At 72.6% G+C, this 15,515-nt stretch carries 13 protein-coding genes; 2 read left to right on the forward strand and 11 right to left on the reverse strand.

From position 1 onward, the window contains the following. Positions 1 to 15: 15 nt before the first annotated feature. The 8 genes from ACIPEQ_RS10105 to ACIPEQ_RS10140 all read right to left on the reverse strand — a co-directional run bounded on the left by ACIPEQ_RS10105 (position 16) and on the right by ACIPEQ_RS10140 (position 8,882). On the reverse strand, positions 16 to 510 hold the full coding sequence (locus tag ACIPEQ_RS10105) for a GNAT family N-acetyltransferase (RefSeq protein ID WP_402715030.1): 495 nt from the start codon (positions 508 to 510) through the stop codon (positions 16 to 18). Between the two features lie 33 nt (positions 511 to 543). After that, positions 544 to 1,941: an LLM class flavin-dependent oxidoreductase gene (locus ACIPEQ_RS10110; protein WP_402715031.1), complete on the reverse strand. Its 1,398-nt coding sequence runs from the start codon at positions 1,939 to 1,941 to the stop codon at positions 544 to 546. A 126-nt stretch (positions 1,942 to 2,067) separates the two neighbouring features. Beyond that, positions 2,068 to 2,517: a Fe-S cluster assembly sulfur transfer protein SufU gene (gene sufU, locus ACIPEQ_RS10115; protein ID WP_402715032.1), complete on the reverse strand. Its 450-nt coding sequence runs from the start codon at positions 2,515 to 2,517 to the stop codon at positions 2,068 to 2,070. Continuing rightward, positions 2,514 to 3,809: an aminotransferase class V-fold PLP-dependent enzyme gene (locus ACIPEQ_RS10120; protein ID WP_402715255.1), complete on the reverse strand. Its 1,296-nt coding sequence runs from the start codon at positions 3,807 to 3,809 to the stop codon at positions 2,514 to 2,516. The genes sufU and ACIPEQ_RS10120 overlap by 4 nt, the downstream gene beginning before the upstream one ends. Positions 3,810 to 3,919: 110 nt before the next feature. Beyond that, positions 3,920 to 4,132, reverse strand: a complete 213-nt coding sequence (locus ACIPEQ_RS10125) for an antitoxin (RefSeq protein ID WP_209824242.1) — start codon at positions 4,130 to 4,132, stop codon at positions 3,920 to 3,922. A gap of 84 nt (positions 4,133 to 4,216) precedes the next feature. Then, positions 4,217 to 5,512, reverse strand: coding sequence for a chloride channel protein (locus ACIPEQ_RS10130; RefSeq protein ID WP_402715033.1), 1,296 nt, complete (start codon positions 5,510 to 5,512; stop codon positions 4,217 to 4,219). A 121-nt stretch (positions 5,513 to 5,633) separates the two neighbouring features. After that, complete coding sequence (locus tag ACIPEQ_RS10135; protein ID WP_402715034.1) at positions 5,634 to 7,754, reverse strand: alpha-galactosidase; 2,121 nt, start codon at positions 7,752 to 7,754, stop codon at positions 5,634 to 5,636. Between the two features lie 144 nt (positions 7,755 to 7,898). Next, positions 7,899 to 8,882, reverse strand: coding sequence for a magnesium and cobalt transport protein CorA (locus tag ACIPEQ_RS10140; protein ID WP_238638141.1), 984 nt, complete (start codon positions 8,880 to 8,882; stop codon positions 7,899 to 7,901). Between the two features lie 100 nt (positions 8,883 to 8,982). Here ACIPEQ_RS10140 and ACIPEQ_RS10145 point away from each other — a divergent pair, with 100 nt between their 5' ends. Next, positions 8,983 to 9,831, forward strand: a complete 849-nt coding sequence (locus ACIPEQ_RS10145; protein ID WP_402715035.1) for a tryptophan-rich sensory protein — start codon at positions 8,983 to 8,985, stop codon at positions 9,829 to 9,831. 266 nt (positions 9,832 to 10,097) lie between these two features. On the opposite strand, the gene ald is transcribed toward ACIPEQ_RS10145, so the two are convergent. The 3 genes from ald to ACIPEQ_RS10160 all read right to left on the reverse strand — a co-directional run bounded on the left by ald (position 10,098) and on the right by ACIPEQ_RS10160 (position 13,383). Further along, positions 10,098 to 11,198: an alanine dehydrogenase gene (gene ald / locus ACIPEQ_RS10150; RefSeq protein ID WP_402715036.1), complete on the reverse strand. Its 1,101-nt coding sequence runs from the start codon at positions 11,196 to 11,198 to the stop codon at positions 10,098 to 10,100. A 142-nt stretch (positions 11,199 to 11,340) separates the two neighbouring features. After that, positions 11,341 to 12,345, reverse strand: coding sequence for a helix-turn-helix domain-containing protein (locus tag ACIPEQ_RS10155; protein WP_402715037.1), 1,005 nt, complete (start codon positions 12,343 to 12,345; stop codon positions 11,341 to 11,343). Between the two features lie 96 nt (positions 12,346 to 12,441). Continuing rightward, positions 12,442 to 13,383, reverse strand: coding sequence for a sugar-binding transcriptional regulator (locus ACIPEQ_RS10160; RefSeq protein ID WP_126890567.1), 942 nt, complete (start codon positions 13,381 to 13,383; stop codon positions 12,442 to 12,444). Positions 13,384 to 13,613: 230 nt separating this feature from the next. Between ACIPEQ_RS10160 and ACIPEQ_RS10165 the strand changes: the two genes are divergently transcribed. Continuing rightward, positions 13,614 to 15,356 carry a glycerol-3-phosphate dehydrogenase/oxidase gene (locus tag ACIPEQ_RS10165; RefSeq protein WP_250367949.1) on the forward strand — a complete coding sequence of 581 codons (1,743 nt, stop codon included), beginning with the start codon at positions 13,614 to 13,616 and terminating at the stop codon, positions 15,354 to 15,356. Positions 15,357 to 15,515: the final 159 nt, after the last annotated feature.

Consider the following 15,515-nt stretch of genomic DNA (forward strand, 5'->3'; position numbering starts at 1 on the left):
GAGGTGAGCCTCACCTCACCGCGCGACGCCCGCCTGCCAGACACGGGTCGGGCGACCGTTGAGCGCGTGCGGGAACGGCTCGCCGACCGGCCGGAACCCGGCGCTCGTGTAGAGCGCGAGGGCCGGCGCGTTGTCGTCCAACGCGTGCAGCTCGCACCGGTCGTGCCCGGCGGCCGCTGCGGCGTCCACCGCGGCGGCGAGCAGTCGGCGTCCGAGGCCGTGGCCCTGCGCCGACGGCGCGACCGCGAGCAGGCTGAGGTACGCGGCATCGCCCGGCGTCCCACCGGACCCGGGCGCGGTGACGAGGGCGAACCCGAGCGGGTCCCCGCCGTCGTCGGCGACCACCAGGGCGACCCGCTCCGCAGCGAACTTCTCGTGTGCACGGGCACGGACGGCGTCCGACGCCGGCACGCCGTCGCGGTCCGCCACGGCGGCGACCCAGAGCGCGACGCAGGCATCCGCGGTCGACTCGTCGTCCGCGGTGCGCACGACGAAGGACGACCCGATCACCGGACCACCCTACGTCGCACCCGCCTGGGTCGGTCAGACGCTCGCCCGTGCGCCGACGCGGTACTGCGCGCCGCGGTGCTCGTCGGGCAGCCGGTCGCCGCGGCCGTGCAGCTTGTGGCGCAGGGACCCCTCGACGTACTCCTCGGGGTAGGCCCCGCGGGCGCGGAGCTCGGGCACGACGAACTCGATGACGTCCTCCCACGTGCCGGGGGTCACCGCGTAGGCGAGGTTGAACCCGTCGACGTCGGTCTGCTCCTGGATGTCGATCAGCTGCTGGGCGATCGTCGCGCCGGACCCGACCGCGACCGGTCCGAGGCCGCCGATCGCGGTGTGCTCGGCGATGTCCCGGACCGTCCAGTTCGATCCGTCCTCCCCCGTCGCCGCGGACAGGTTCGCCGCCGCCGACTGGATCGCGTTCGACTCGATGTTGCCGAGCGGCTCGTCCAGGTCGTACTGCGACAGGTCCACCCCCATCCAGCCGGAGTTCAGCACGAGCGCACCCTCGGCCGACGCGTACGACCGGTACTCGCGGTACTTGGCCTGGGCTGCCTCGTCGGTCTCGTCGGTGATGACGGTGAGCAGCGTGTAGACGCGGGCGGCGTAGCGGTCGCGACCAGCAGCCTCCAGGGCGTCACGGATCTTGCCGACCGTCGCGGCGAGCTGCGGGACCGTCGGTGCGCCGACGAACACCGCCTCGGCGTTCTCGGCGGCGAAGCGGATGCCGCGGGGCGAGGCGCCCGCCTGGTAGACGACCGGGCTGCGCTGCACCGAGGGCTCGGACAGGTGGATGCCGGGGACGTCGAAGTGTGTGCCGTGGTGCTCGATCGGGTGCACCTTGGCCGGGTCGGTGAACACGCCGGTCTCGCGGTCCTCGACGACGGCGTCGTCCTCCCACGAGCCCTCCCACAGCTTGTAGAGCACCTCGAGGTACTCGTCCGCCACGTCGTAGCGGTCGTCGTGCGAGAGCTGGTCGGTCTGCCCCATGTTGCGCGCCGCACTCGGCAGGTACCCGGTGACGACGTTCCAGCCGATGCGGCCCTTCGTCAGGTGGTCGAGCGTCGAGATGCGCCGGGCGAACGGGTACGGGTGCTCGTAGGCGGTGCCCGCGGTGATGCCGAAGCCGAGGTGCTCGGTCACGGCGGCCATCGCGGAGACGAGCAGGATCGGGTCGTTCACCGGCACCTGCGAGCCGGTGCGGAGCGCCGCCTCGTTCGTCCCGCCGTACACGTCGTACGTGCCGAGGACGTCGGCGATGAAGATGCCGTCGAAGCGCCCGCGCTCGAGCAGCTGCGCCAGGTCCGTCCAGTACGACAGGTCCTTGTAGTGCCGCGAACGGTCGCGAGGGTGGCGCCACAGCCCGGAGGACTGGTGTGCCACGCAGTTCATGTCGAACGCGTTGAACCGGATCTGCCGCTGCTTCGGGTCGCTCACGGTCGCGACGCTACGTGGCGACCGCGTCCTGGTCACGCACCGTGACGAAGCGTGACACGCGCCGTGTGACGGACGGGAGGCGCGGCACCGGCCCGACCAGCGCCTCCCGCCCGATGTCCTCCCGCGTCAGCGGGCCGCGCTCGCCTCGCGGACGGCGGCCTCCGCCGCGACCCACGCGAGCATCCCGCACTTCACGCGCATGACGAACTTCGAGACGCCGTGGAACGCCACGAGGTCCTCGAGGACGTCCTCGTCGGGCTCCCCCGCGCCGCGCGAGCGCATCATGTCCCGGAACGCCGACGTGAGCTCGAGCAGCTCCGGGACGGTCCGGCCGACGGCCATGTCGGTGAGCACCGACGCGGACGCCATCGAGATCGAGCACCCGTCGCCCTGCCAGCCGATCGCAGCGATGCGGTCCGTGCCGGGCTCGAGGCGGATGCTGACGGTGATCTCGTCGCCGCAGGTCGGGTTCCGCTCGAAGTGCGACGCATCGGCGTCGTCGAGCACGAGGTCGCCGTGCCGGGCCTTCGCGTGGTCGAGGATGACCTGCTGGTAGAGCGAGTCGAGGCCGTTCACGAGGCCGCTCCGAAGTACCCGCGGACCTCGCCGACGGCGGCCAGGAAGCGGTCGACGTCCTGCTCGGTCGTGTACACGTAGGTGCTCGCGCGGCTCGTGGCGACCAGCCCGAGCCGACGGTGCAGCGGTTGCGCGCAGTGGTGTCCGGACCGGACGGCGATGCCCTGCGCGTCGAGGTACTGCGAGACGTCGTGGGCGTGCACCCCGTCGACGTCGAAGGACACGAGCCCCGAGCGCGGCACGCCGGCGGGCGGGCCGACGACCCGGATGCCCGGCACCGCCGCCAGACCGTCGAGCATCCGGCGGGCGAGGTGCTCCTCGTGGGCGCGGACGCGTTCCATGCCGATGCCCTGCAGGTAGCGGACCGCCTCGGCGAGCGCGACGGCCTGGGACACCGGCTGCGTGCCGGCCTCGAAGCGCTCGGGCGCCGGCATGTACTCCGACGCCTCCATCGTCACGGTGGTGATCATCGACCCACCGGTGCGGAACGGCGGCAGGGCGTCGAGGAGCTCGCCCCGACCCCACAGGACGCCGATGCCGTTCGGGCCGAGCATCTTGTGCCCGGAGAACGCGGCGAAGTCGACGCCGAGCTGCTGCACGTCGAGGGGTCGGTGCGGCGCGGACTGGCACGCGTCGAGGACGACGAGGGCGCCGTGCGCGCGGGCGGCTGCGACCACGGCGGCGACGGGAGCGACCATGCCGGTGACGTTCGAGACGTGGGCGAACGCGACAACCTTCGTGTGCTCGGTGATGCGCGCGACGGCGTCCTCGGCGGTCCAGGTGCCGTCGTCGGCGACCGGCACCCAGCGGAGCGTCGCACCGGTGAGCGCGGCGAGTTCCTGCCACGGCACGAGGTTCGCGTGGTGCTCGGCCTCCGTCACCAGGACCTCGTCGCCGGGACCGATGCGGAAGCGCTCGGCCGCCGCTCCCCCGCGCCCCCGGCTGGCGTTGGCGATGCCGTACGCGACGAGGTTCAGCGCGTCGGTGGCGTTCGCCGTCCAGACGACCTCGGACGGCGAGGCCGCGCCGACGAACCCGGCGACCGTGGCGCGGGCGTCCTCGTAGGCGTCGGTGCTCAGGGCCGCGAGCGTGTGCGCGCCGCGGTGCACGGCTGCGTTGTCGTGCTCGAGGAACCGCCGCTCGGCGTCGAGCACCTGTCGCGGCCGCTCGGCGGTCGCGCCGGAGTCGAGGTACGCGAGCGGGTGCCCGTTCACCTCCTGCTGGAGGATCGGGAAGTCCCGCTTGATCGCGGCGACCTCGGACTCGGTCAGCGGCTGGTTCGGGGCGAGCACGGTCACGCGGTCAATCGTGGTCCGTCCCGCCCCGCGCGTCCAATCGCCTGCAGCGGACAAGCCGACGCGGCCCGGTCTGGCCGGCGGACCGAGCCCGCGCGGACCAGCCGCTACTCGTTGCCGATGCGCTTGTCGGCCGCGTCGCGGGCGTTGTCGATCTTGTCGTCGTACTTGCCGCCGGTGGCCTTCTTCACCGCGTCGGCGACACCGCCGAGGACCTTGTCGCTGACGCCCTCGGCCTTCTCGCTCTTCAGGGCGTCCTGGACCTTGCCGTCCTTCAGGAACTCCTGCGCCTTCTTCGTGATGTCGTCGAACCCTGCCATGGACGGCTCCTCACCTCGCGCGGGGCCCGTCGCCCCGACCTGCCGCCGATGGTAGGCGTGCGCCGGACGGGTGTCCGGGGCGCGTCAGACCATCTGCGCGCTGCGTCGCCGCGCGAGCACGTACGAGACCGCGACCGAGCCCGTGACCGCCAGGAGCGACGGGATGAGGATGTCGGTGCCCTCCTGTGTGAACTCGACGACGAGCACGAGCGCGGTGAACGGTGCACGCATCGTGGTCGCCAGGAAGGCCGCGGCACCGACGAACGCGAAGGCCGCCAGGCTCGACCCGTCGGCCGGCCAGAGCAGCACCCAGAGGCCGCCGAGGGCACCGCCGACCGCGGACCCGATGGCGATCGAGGGCGTCAGCGTGCCGCCGACCGCACCCGCCCCGATCGTCGCCGAGGTGGTGATGGTCCGGATGATGCCGAGGAGCAGCAGGAACACGATCGGTGAGAGCCCCGCGATCTCCGGTGACGAGGTGGTCGCGTTCATCGCGACGAGCCCGAGGGCGCGGCCGTTGCCGAGGATCTGCGGGAACGGCACGGCGATGAGCCCGACCATGGCGAACACGACGGGCAGCACGACGAGCAGGTGCCACCCCTTCGGCGCCATGCCCTGCAGCCGGTTCGTGAGCTTCACGAATCCGACCCCGGCAAACCCGAGCAGCGGCCCGACGATGATCGCCCACACCAGCAGCGACGGCGACAGGTGCATCGCGGGCACGTGGTAGAGCACCTCGTCGGGGATCACGAGCCGCGCTGTGAACGCCGCGATCGCGCTCGTGGCGAAGGCGGGCAACGCCGTCGCGAACGTCAGCTCGCCGAGCAGCACCTCGACCGCGAAGAGCGCACCGCCGAGCGGCACGTCGTACACCGCCGCCAGACCCGCGGCGGCACCGCAGGCGACGAGGATCCGCGACTCGCGCCCGGTCAGCCCGGCACGCGCGGTGACGAGCTGCGACAGCCACGCACCGATCTCGCGGGGCGCCACCTCCTTCCCGATCGACGCGCCCAGACCGACCGCGAGGATCTGCACCGCGGCGTTCGCGACCGTGGCGACGGCGGGCATCCGCTTGCCGTCGACGGCTCCCGTCACCGAGACGACGGGCTTCGCCCACCGCCGGAGCGCCCACCAGGCCACACCCGTCAGGACACCGGCCGCGGCGAGCGCGAGGAAGCGGTTGAGCCCGGAGGGCGCGTCGGCGGCCTCGAGGTGCCCACCGAACGGGTACCCGAAGGCGACGAACTGGATCGCCTGCAGGGCGAGCCACACCGAGATGCCCGCCGCACCGCCGGCGATGCCGACGAGCGCGGTGATGACGGCGAGCTTGAGGGCCCAGACCGGCGTGGTCGTGCGTGTCGCGGTTCCGGTCTGCGGCATGACCGGAAGCCTAGCGGCGATCGGGACCGGCCCACGGACCGCCGACCGCACCTGTGGACGGACGGGAGGCTCGTGGCGGGGCCGCCACGGGCCTCCCGTCCGCCTGCTGGTCGCGTCGCGGTCAGACGGCCGTCACGCGGAAGGGGACCACCCGGTCCGACGGGAGGAGCGGCGGCTGCAGGCCGACCTGCTCGAGCACGCGACCGCTGAAGACGCGGTCACCGGACCACCACTCGGGGGCGCGCACGTCGTGGTCGTCGCCGACCAGGACGGGGTCCACGCGGTAGCGCGTGTCCGGGTCGAGGTCGCGGAGGACGACGCGGCCGACGCCGGACACCTCGGACCGACCGGTGCTCGCGACGAAGAAGACGGCGTCACGGCGGTCCTCGGCGACGACCCCGTACACCAGGCGGGTCGGGTCGACCTCGTCGACGCGGACGAGCAGCCCCGTGTGCAGCAGTGCGCGCCACTCCTTGTGGAGCGCGATCCACGACGCCAGCGTGCGTTCCTCGTCCTCGGTGGCCTGCGCGAGGTCCCACTCGATGCCGAAGTGCCCGATCAGGGCGGTGCCGGCGCGGAACGACACGTCGTGGAAGCGTCCCGTCGTGTGGTTCACGCCGCTCGCGACGTGGGCGCCGAGGAGCTCCGGCGGCAGGAGCTGCTGCGTCCACCGGTGCATCTGCTGGCGCTCGGAGGGGTCGATGTCGTCCGACACCCAGACGCGGTCGGTGTGCTCGAGCACCGCGAGGTCGACGCGGGCGCCGCCGGACGAGCACGACTCGATCTCGAGCTGGGGGAAGCGCTCCTTGAGCGTCGCCATCAGCCGGTAGGTCGCCAGGGTCTGCTCGTGCACGGCCGCCCCGCCGCCCGGGAAGCCGGCCTCGACGAGGTCGCGGTTGTGGTCCCACTTCACGTAGTCGACGCCGTACTCGCCGATGATCGCCGTCATCCGCTCGAGCACGTACGCGGACGCCTCCGGGATCGCGAGGTTGAGCACCTGTTGGTCGCGGGATCGCACCGGCAGCCGCCCGTCGGCCTGCATGATCCACTCCGGGCGCGCGCGGGCGAGGTCGCTGTCCTCGTTCACCATCTCGGGCTCGAACCAGAGGCCGAACTCCATGCCGAGCGCCCGGACGCGGTCGACGATCGGACCGAGGCCGTCCGGCCAGACGTCCTCGTCGACGTACCAGTCGCCGAGGCCCGCGTGGTCGTCGCGACGGCCGCGGAACCAGCCGTCGTCGAGGACGTACCGCTCGACGCCGAGGCGGGCGGCTCGCTCGGCCAGGTCGGTGAGCCGGGCGAAGTCGTGGTCGAAGTAGACCGCCTCCCAGACGTTGATCGTCACCGGCCGCGGGCTCGTGGGGTGCTGCGGGCGACTGCGGAGCCAGCGGTGGAACCGTCGCGCCTGGTCGTCGAGGCCCTCCCCCCAGGCGCCGTACACCCAGGGGCCCTCGTACGTCTCACCGGTGTCGAGCCGGACCTCGCCCGGCAGCAGGAGCTCGCCGCCGCCGACGACCTGGCGCCCGGTGGCCAGGCGCTCGGCGAAGTGGCGGTGGTTCCCGCTCCACGCCGTGTGCACGCCCCACACCTCGCCGTGGGTGAAGCCGAAGCCGGGCTCCCCCACGCTGAGGACGGTCGCGGCGTCCGCGCCGGTCCGGCCCTTGCGGCTGTCACGCTCGTGCGTGCCGACGACGAGCTCGCGGCGCTGCGGGGTGCGCTCCTTGCCCCAGCGGCCGGCGAAGTCGAGGACCTCGCGGGCGCGGGAGGGCACGGGGAGCGCGACGGTCAGGTCGTCGACCGTGTACGTGCCGGCGGCGGTGTTCGTCACGGCGGCGCGGGTGCGGACCAGGCCGGACACGAGCACCTCGACGGTGATCCGGACGGCGAGCCCCGCCGTCGTGTCCTCGGCCTCGGCCGTCATGCGCGTGTCGTCGACGTGCAGCGCCGTGACCGTGAACGCCGGCGACCAGTCGCGGCCGTCGCGGTGACCGGAGAGCCCGGGGCGGCCGGTCCAGCCGCGGTGGGGCTCCGGCAGCAGGGCGAGGCGGACGGGCACGTCGGCCTCGTTGTTCGCGACCGGGGCGACGTCGGCGTCGGCGAGGGCGACGAGCTCGCCGTGGGCCAGCGCGCCGAGGGCGGCGCCCCAGTGGACGACGGCGGGCAGTGCGCCGTCGCGGCAGTCCAGGACGACGGACACCCCACCGGCGGTCAGGTGGACGAGGTCGTTCGTGGTGGTGGGCATCGTTGCTCCGGTCGGCGTCGTCGACGCCTGCGCGTCGGGGGCACGACGAGCCTGGCCGTCGCGCCGTGTCCCGCGCAACACGACGCGCGCGGGTCGGTGGAACCGGGGCGTCGGCCGGGCCCACCCGTCAGCGGCGCGGGGCCGTCAGAACCAGCGTTTCACCTTGAAGACGACGAACAGGATCGCGGCGAAGGCGATCATCGCGACGATCGACAGCGGGTACCCCCACGTCCACGACAGCTCGGGCATGTGCGTGAAGTTCATGCCGTAGATCGCCGCGATGAGCGTCGGCGCGAACAGGATCGCCGCCCAGCCCGAGATGCGCTTGGTGTCGTCGTTCTGCTTCTGCGCCGCGAGGGTCGAGTCGACCGTCAGGGCGTTCTGCAGCAGCTGACGGAAGGTGTCGAGGCGCTCGACCGTGCGGATGACGTGGTCGAGGACGTCGCGGAACCGGCGCTGCAGTTCCACGGGCAGGTGGTACTTCTCCGCGCCGCGGTGCAGGTTCTCGATGATGCCGATGAGCGGTCGGGCGGCGCGCTGGAAGTCGACGACCTCGCCGAACAGCTCGTAGATGCGCCGCGACACCCCGGCCACGCCGGAGAACAGCTGGTCCTCGATCTGGTTGATGTCCTCCTCGAGCCCGTCGATCACCGGCGCGTAGCCGTCGACGATCGAGTCCATCAGCGCCCAGAGCTGCGCCTGCGGACCGGCGGTGACCAGGGCCGGCTTGCCGCTGAGTCGTCGGAGGGCGTGCGGGACGGCCTGCGGTCCGCGCGGGTCCGCCGGGACCACCGCCAGGAAGAAGTCCTGCCCGACGAAGGCGTGCACCTCGCCGAACTCGACCTCCTCCGGACCGTCGTGGTAGACCGCCGGCTTCAGCACGGTGAAGAGCGTCGAGCCGTAGCGTTCGAGCTTCGGGCGTTGGTGTCCCTCGGCAGCGTCCTCGACCGCGAGTTCGTGCAGGCCGAGGGCGACCGCGACGTCCCCGAGCTCCTCGGCGTCCGGGCGGTGCAGCACGATGCACGCGCTCGCGCCCTGGTCGCCGATCATCCGGAAGGTGTCGTCGAGGGACGGGCAGGCGATCGGCGCGATGCGGTCGACGTAGACGGTGTTGAGCTCGACGGTCACGAGGCCACCGTACGCACCCGCTGGACGGCTCGTCCCCCGGTCACCTGGACGCCCGCTGCGACCGGCGGTGTCCGTCGGGCCTACCGTGCAGGTCATCAGCATGCTGACGAACGGAGCGGACATGAAGAAGATCTGGAAGCGCATCGCGGTCGCCGTGAGCGCCGTCGTGGCAGTGGTCGGCGCCTTCGTCGGGTCGGGTGCAGCCGGTGGGACACCCATCGCCGAGGCGGCCGGCGGCGCGCTCTCGGCGTCGTCGACCGCGATCGCACCGGCCGGACCGGCGTTCTCCATCTGGAGCGTCGTCTACGTGGGCCTCATCGCCTGGACGGTGCGGCAGTTCTTCCGGACCGCCGACGACGAGCGTCACGAGCGCCTGTTCGTCCCCGCGGTGCTGTCCCTGCTGCTCAACGCCGCGTGGATCCTGTCCGTGCAGTTCGGGTTCCTGTGGGCGAGCGAGCCGATCATCCTCGCGCTGCTGGGCGTCCTGGTCTGGGCGTTCGCGGTGCTCCGGCGGACCCGGCCCTCGGGCACCGTCGAGGCGATCGTGACGGACGGCACGTTCGGGCTCTACCTCGGCTGGGTGTGCGTCGCGACGGCAGCGAACACCGCTGCGGTGCTGACCGCCGCCGGCTTCCGGGGCTTCGGACTCGGTCAGGACACCTGGGGCGTGGTCGTCGCCGCGGTGGCCGGGCTCGTCGGGGTGCTGCTCCCGATCTGGGGCGGCGGACGACTCGCACCGACCGCGGCGCTGTCCTGGGGTCTCGCGTGGGTCGCGGTCGGGCGGCTCGACGGTCCGCTCGTGTCCGTGCCCACGGCCGTGACGGCGGTCGTGGCGATCGCCGCAGCGGTCGTCGTCACCCTCGTGGTGCGCGCCCGGGTCGGCTGGGCCGCGCGGTCGCGTGGCGCCCGCGGCGCGGCCGGCGCCGCCGCCACCGCCCGCGCGGCGTAGCCGCGCCCGCGCGGCGTAGCCGCGCCCGCGCGGCGTAGCCGCGCCCGCGCCGCCTGTCACTTCCGCGAAAGCGACAGTCCTCCGCCGAACATCGGCGGAGGACTGTCGCTTTCGCGGAACGATCCCGGGGCACAGCGTGCCCAGCAACCGGCGCGGCCGCGCGGCGAGACTCGGCCCCACCGACAGTTCTCGCGGCCTCCGGCGCGAGAACTGTCGCTCACGCCGAGTCTCGGGCCAGCGCGAGCGGCGGCGCGGCGCGGCGCGCGTCAGCGCGCGGCGGCCGCCAGGCCGTGCGCGGCGGCGACGGCCTCGTTCACGACTCGGCCGGCGTGCACGTTCACGCCCTTCGCGAGCGCCGGGTCCGCCGAGGTCGCCTGCTCCCACCCCTGGTCGGCGATCGCGAGAGCGTACGGCAGCGTCGCGTTCGTCAGCGAGATCGTGCTGGTGCGCGGGACCGCTCCGGGCATGTTCGCGACGCAGTAGTAGACGGCGTCGTGCACGGCGAACGTCGGGTCGTCGTGGGTCGTCGGCCGCGAGCCCTCGAAGCAGCCGCCCTGGTCGATCGCGATGTCGACGAGCACCGACCCCTGCCGCATGTCCGCGACCATGGCGTCGGTCACGAGCTTCGGCGCCGAGGCACCCGGGATGAGCACCGAGCCGATGACGAGGTCCGCGTCACGCAGCGCGTCGGCGATCGCGTGCGAGGAGGACCGCAGCGTCGTGATCCGCCCGTCGAAGCGGGCGTCGAGCGCACGCAGCCGCGGCAGGCTGATGTCGAACACGGTGACCTCGGCACCGAGCCCGAGCGCCATCGTGGCGGCGTGCTCCCCCGCCACACCGCCGCCGATGACGACGACGCGACCGCGCGGCGTCCCCGGCACGCCCCCGAGCAGCAGCCCGCGGCCGCCCTTCGTGCGCATGAGCTGGTCGGCACCGACCTGCACGGAGAGCCGCCCGGCGATCTCCGACATCGGGGAGAGCAGCGGCAGCGACCGGTCCGGCAGCTGCACGGTCTCGTAGGCGATCGCGGTCGCTCCGGAGGCGATGAGCGCGTCGGTGAGCGGGCGGTCGGCCGCCAGGTGCAGGTAGGTGAAGAGCACCTGTCCCGGACGGATCGAGGCGTACTCGGAGGCGATCGGCTCCTTCACCTTGAGGACGAGCTCCGCCTGCTCCCAGACCTCGGCGGCGGTGTCGACGACGGTGGCACCCGCAGCCCGGTACTCGTCGTCCGAGAAGGACGACCCGGCTCCGGCGCCGGCCTGCACGAGCACGCGGTGTCCGTGCAGGGCGAGCTCGCCGACACCCGCCGGTGTGGCCGCGACGCGGTACTCGTTGTTCTTGACTTCGGTGGGGACGCCGATCAGCATCACGGACTCCTTCGTGGGCGGTGCAGGACACCTCCACGATGCGCCGGCGTTCGTTCCGCGTGGGTTCCGACCGAACATCTGCGCGACAGACGCCCGTTCGATGACGCGAGATTCGGCTCACGCCGCTCCCACGACCGCTCGGTCAGCGCGTCCGGAGCGATTCGCTCGGCAGCTCTCCGAACCGTGCGCGGTAGGTCGCCGAGAACCGTCCGAGGTGTCCGAACCCCCAGGCCCGGGCGATGTCCGCCACGCTCGTGTCGTCGCGGTCACCGCGGAGCAGGTCCCCCCGGGCGCCGTCGAGCCGCACGCTGCGCAGCAGGTCGCCCGGAGTCTGGTCGAGGTGCCGCCGGAGCGACTGCTGGAGCCCACGAGGACTGAGCCCCGCGGCCGCGGCGATCTCGGCGGTCCCGATGGCGTCCCGCGCGTGGGCGTGCACGTACTCGAGCGCCAGCCGCAGCCGGGCGTGCTCCGGACCGTTGCCGGTCACCGTCGACTGCCAGCGCTCGCGGTGCGGGAAGGCGTCGACCGCCGCCGTCGCGAAGGCGTCGACGATGCTGCGCCGTGCCGCCGGGGTGAGGTCGTGGTCGCTGCGCAACCAGGTCGACGAGTGCGCACGGACGACCGACTGCCACGCGTGGATGCCCTCCGCGGTCGGCCGGTGCATGGCGTCGAACGTGAGGTCGGCATCACCCACGAGCGCCCGCACGTGCGCCTTGTCGAGCTGCACGAGGTTCAACCCGATGTCGCGGTGGTGCAGTTCGTACGCGTCGGGCAGCACCACCGGCACGCCGGGCTCGAGCTCGATGCTCCGACCGCCGAAGGTGAGGGTACTGGAGCCGGATCGCAGCCACGCGACGATGACCTGGTCGTCGACGACGCTCTCGGTCCGCAGGTCGACCAGGAACCGTGACGTCCGCAGCGACATCAGGTCGTCACTCACCCCGGCGAAGTCCCACTGCGGGCGCTGCCGGGTGCGCCGGACCCGAGGGGCGCGGAAGTCGTAGTCGCCGGTGAAGAACGACAGCGCTTCGTCGACGTCGGTGCCGGCGATGCGTCGGAAGGAGCGGCCGTCCGTCGCGGTCGCAGGTGCCGCCAGGACGGCGCCGTCGGAGTCCACCTGGCCGGGGTTCTCGTGGGAAGGCACCATGCACCAGAACGTACTTGGCACCACCGACAAAGAAGGTCGGCACCTGACCCAGGCACCGCGGAGACACCGCGCCGGCACCGCGCGCATGCACTGCGGTCAGGGCTGCAGGATCGCCTGCCCGACGCTCTCGTCCAGGATGAGGTCGGTGACCAGTCCGGCCGCGAGCGCGCCCTTGAGCGACGCTGCCTTCGACCGCCCGGCCACCACGCACACCCGCCGCGGCGCCCGCTTGATCGTGTCGAGGTCCGGCGCACCGGCCCGGGCGTTCACCCCGATGTCCTTCCAGGACCCGTCCGCGCGGTAGAACACGGTCGAGACGTCCCCGACGACGCCGGCCTCGGACAGCTCGTCACGGTCCGAGGGGTCGAGGTACCCGCCCGAGTAGACGTGCGAGGGCACCGGCGCCTGCGGCGCTCCGACGCCGAACACGACGAGGTCCATGCGTTCGTGCAGGTCGAGCACGCGACGGATCGACCGCTCGCGGAACAGGGCCTCCTTCGTCGCCGGGTCGTCGAAGAACGCCGGGACGGGGAACTGCTGCACGAACGCGCCGTACGCCTCACCGAAGCGACGGAGGATCTCCGACGCGTAGACGATGCCGGTGGTCCGGGTGTTCGCGGCGCCGTTGATCTGCACGACCGTCGACCCGTGCGTCGTCTTGGGCACGAGGTAGCGGCTCACGGCGCTGACGGTCGATCCCCACGAGATGCCGATCACCATGTTCGACTCGACGTACTGCGTCAGGATGCGCGCGGCGGACAGGGCGACGCGCTCGAGCCGGTCGACGTCGCTCGTGTGGTCCGGCACCGGGACGACGTGCGCGTGCACCCCGAACCGTGCGCGGATGTTCCGGCTGAGCGCGGCCGCCTGGTCGAGCGGCGAGCGGATCTGGATGTCCACCAGCCCGGTGTCCCTGGCGTACTTCAGCAGCCGCGACACCGAGGACCGCGAGGTCCCGAGCTCGTCGGCGATGGCGTCCATCGTCAGGTCCTGCAGGTAGTACAGGTGCGCGGCGCGCAGCGCCTGCTGCGTTCGCATCGGCTGCGCTGCGTCACTCACGGAACCGAGCATGCACGGACGTGCACGGCCTCTGCAACCCCTGTCGCGCCTCCCGGCCGTCGCCCCCGCCCCCGCAGCGGCGTCGGGAGCCGCCCCGACGACGCGACCGACACGTGTGCTGCACGTTCGTGCACACGAGTTGCCCGCCCTCTCACCCAGGAGCACCATCGAAGGCGTCCCCACGGAACCGACCAAGGAAGCGACGCACCATGTCGAAGAAGACGCAGCCCCGGAAGACGGTCAGCGCGCTCACCGAGCGCCCGAACGCACAGGTCCTCATCGTCGGTGGCGGCATCAACGGCATCGCCACCTTCCGCGACCTCGCCCTGCAGGGCGTCGACGTCGTGCTGGTCGAGCGCGGCGACTACGCCGGCGGCGCCTCGGCCGCGTCGAGCCACATGATCCACGGCGGCATCCGGTACCTGGAGAACGGCGAGTTCCGCCTGGTGCGCGAGAGCGTGCAGGAGCGCAACGGCCTGATCCGCATCGCCCCGCACTACGTCAAGCCGCTGCAGACGACGATGCCGATCTTCTCGACCTTCTCCGGCATCATGAACGCCCCGCTGCGCATGCTCACCCACAAGCAGCGCTCGACCAAGGAGCGCGGCGCCGCGCTCATCAAGATCGGCATGACGATCTACGACTCCTTCTCGCGTGACGGCGGCTCGGTGCCGAAGCACCGCTTCCTGACGAAGAAGGCGGCGCTGGCCGACATGCCGGCGCTCAACAAGGACCTGAAGTACACGGGCACGTACTACGACGCCTCCGTGCACGAGCCGGAGCGCCTCGCGCTCGACGTGCTCAAGGACGGCCTCGCCGCGGCGCAGGGCACCGGCAGCGCCGCGACCGCCCGTGCCGTCAACTACGTCGAGGCGGCCGGCACCCGCGACGGCGGCGTCGTGCTGCACGACCGCGAGACCGGCGAGGACTTCGTGTTCACCGCCGACGTCGTCGTGAACGCCTCCGGCCCCTGGACCGACCTGACGAACCAGGCGTTCGGCGGCGAGACGAAGTTCATGGGTGGCACGAAGGGCTCCCACATCGTCGTCAAGAACGACGAGCTGCTCGAGGCGACCAAGGGCCGCGAGCTGTTCTTCGAGAACAACGACGGCCGCATCGTCCTCATCTACCCGCTCAAGGGCCGGGTGCTCATCGGGACGACGGACATCGACGCGGACCCGTCGAAGCCGGTGACCACGACCGAGGAGGAGATCGACTACTTCTTCGGCCTGGTGAAGCACGTCTTCCCGCAGATCGAGGTCACCCGCGACCACATCGTCTACAGCTACTCGGGCATCCGCCCGCTCCCCCGCCACGAGGACACCGCCCCCGGCTTCGTCTCCCGCGACTACCGGATCGTCGACACCCCGATCGCCGGGCTGCCCGGCACCACGGTGCTGAGCCTGGTCGGCGGCAAGTGGACGACGTTCCGCGCCCTGGCCGCGCACCTGTCGAGCGACGTCACGACGAAGCTCGGCATCGCCCGGAAGGTCGACACGACCGGCATGGCGATCGGCGGCGGCAAGGACTTCCCGACGACCGACGCGCAGCGCGCCCTGTGGATCAAGTCCCACCGCGACGGCCTCGACGAGTCCGTCGTCGAGGGGCTGCTCGAGCGCTACGGCACCCGTGCCGCCGAGGTCGTGGACGTCCTGACCGACGGCCCGGTCGAGCCGCTCGAGTCCGACCCCTCGCTCACCCGTGCCGAGGTCGCGTACTTCGCGCAGCACGAGCAGGCGGTCCACCTGGTCGACGTGGTACTCCGTCGCACGAACCTCGCCTTCGTCGGCGGTGTCACGATCGACCTGCTCGACGAGCTGGCCGACGTGCTCGCGGACACCCTGGGCTGGAGCACCGAGGAGCGCGCGGACGAGGTCCAGCGCACCCTCGACGTCCTGCGCGAGTCGCACGGCGTGATCGTGCCGCTGCACACGACGGCGCAGCCCGCGTAGTCCACGCGAGCACAGACGGACGGGAGGCGCGGGGGCCGCGGGGCCCCCCCCCCCCCGCCCGGGGGGGGGGGGGGGCGCCCCGGGGGGGCGGGCGCGCCCGGGCCCCCGCCTTGCACGCGGGTGTGCACGCGGGACAGCACCCCCATACGGCGGGCCCCC

The sequence above is a fragment of the Curtobacterium sp. NPDC087080 genome, assembly GCF_044745105.1.
Taxonomy (GTDB): domain Bacteria; phylum Actinomycetota; class Actinomycetes; order Actinomycetales; family Microbacteriaceae; genus Curtobacterium.

What these genes read in the sequence shown, in the direction of transcription:
- ACIPEQ_RS10165 (WP_250367949.1), top strand. Translation starts at nt 13,614, where the DNA reads ATGTCGAAGAAGACGCAGCCCCGGAAGACGGTCAGCGCGCTCACCGAG.
- ACIPEQ_RS10160 (WP_126890567.1), bottom strand. Translation starts at nt 13,383, where the DNA reads ATGCGAACGCAGCAGGCGCTGCGCGCCGCGCACCTGTACTACCTGCAG.
- ACIPEQ_RS10135 (WP_402715034.1), bottom strand. Translation starts at nt 7,754, where the DNA reads ATGCCCACCACCACGAACGACCTCGTCCACCTGACCGCCGGTGGGGTG.
- ACIPEQ_RS10155 (WP_402715037.1), bottom strand. Translation starts at nt 12,345, where the DNA reads ATGGTGCCTTCCCACGAGAACCCCGGCCAGGTGGACTCCGACGGCGCC.
- ACIPEQ_RS10130 (WP_402715033.1), bottom strand. Translation starts at nt 5,512, where the DNA reads ATGCCGCAGACCGGAACCGCGACACGCACGACCACGCCGGTCTGGGCC.
- ACIPEQ_RS10125 (WP_209824242.1), bottom strand. Translation starts at nt 4,132, where the DNA reads ATGGCAGGGTTCGACGACATCACGAAGAAGGCGCAGGAGTTCCTGAAG.
- ACIPEQ_RS10145 (WP_402715035.1), top strand. Translation starts at nt 8,983, where the DNA reads ATGCTGACGAACGGAGCGGACATGAAGAAGATCTGGAAGCGCATCGCG.
- ald (WP_402715036.1), bottom strand. Translation starts at nt 11,198, where the DNA reads ATGCTGATCGGCGTCCCCACCGAAGTCAAGAACAACGAGTACCGCGTC.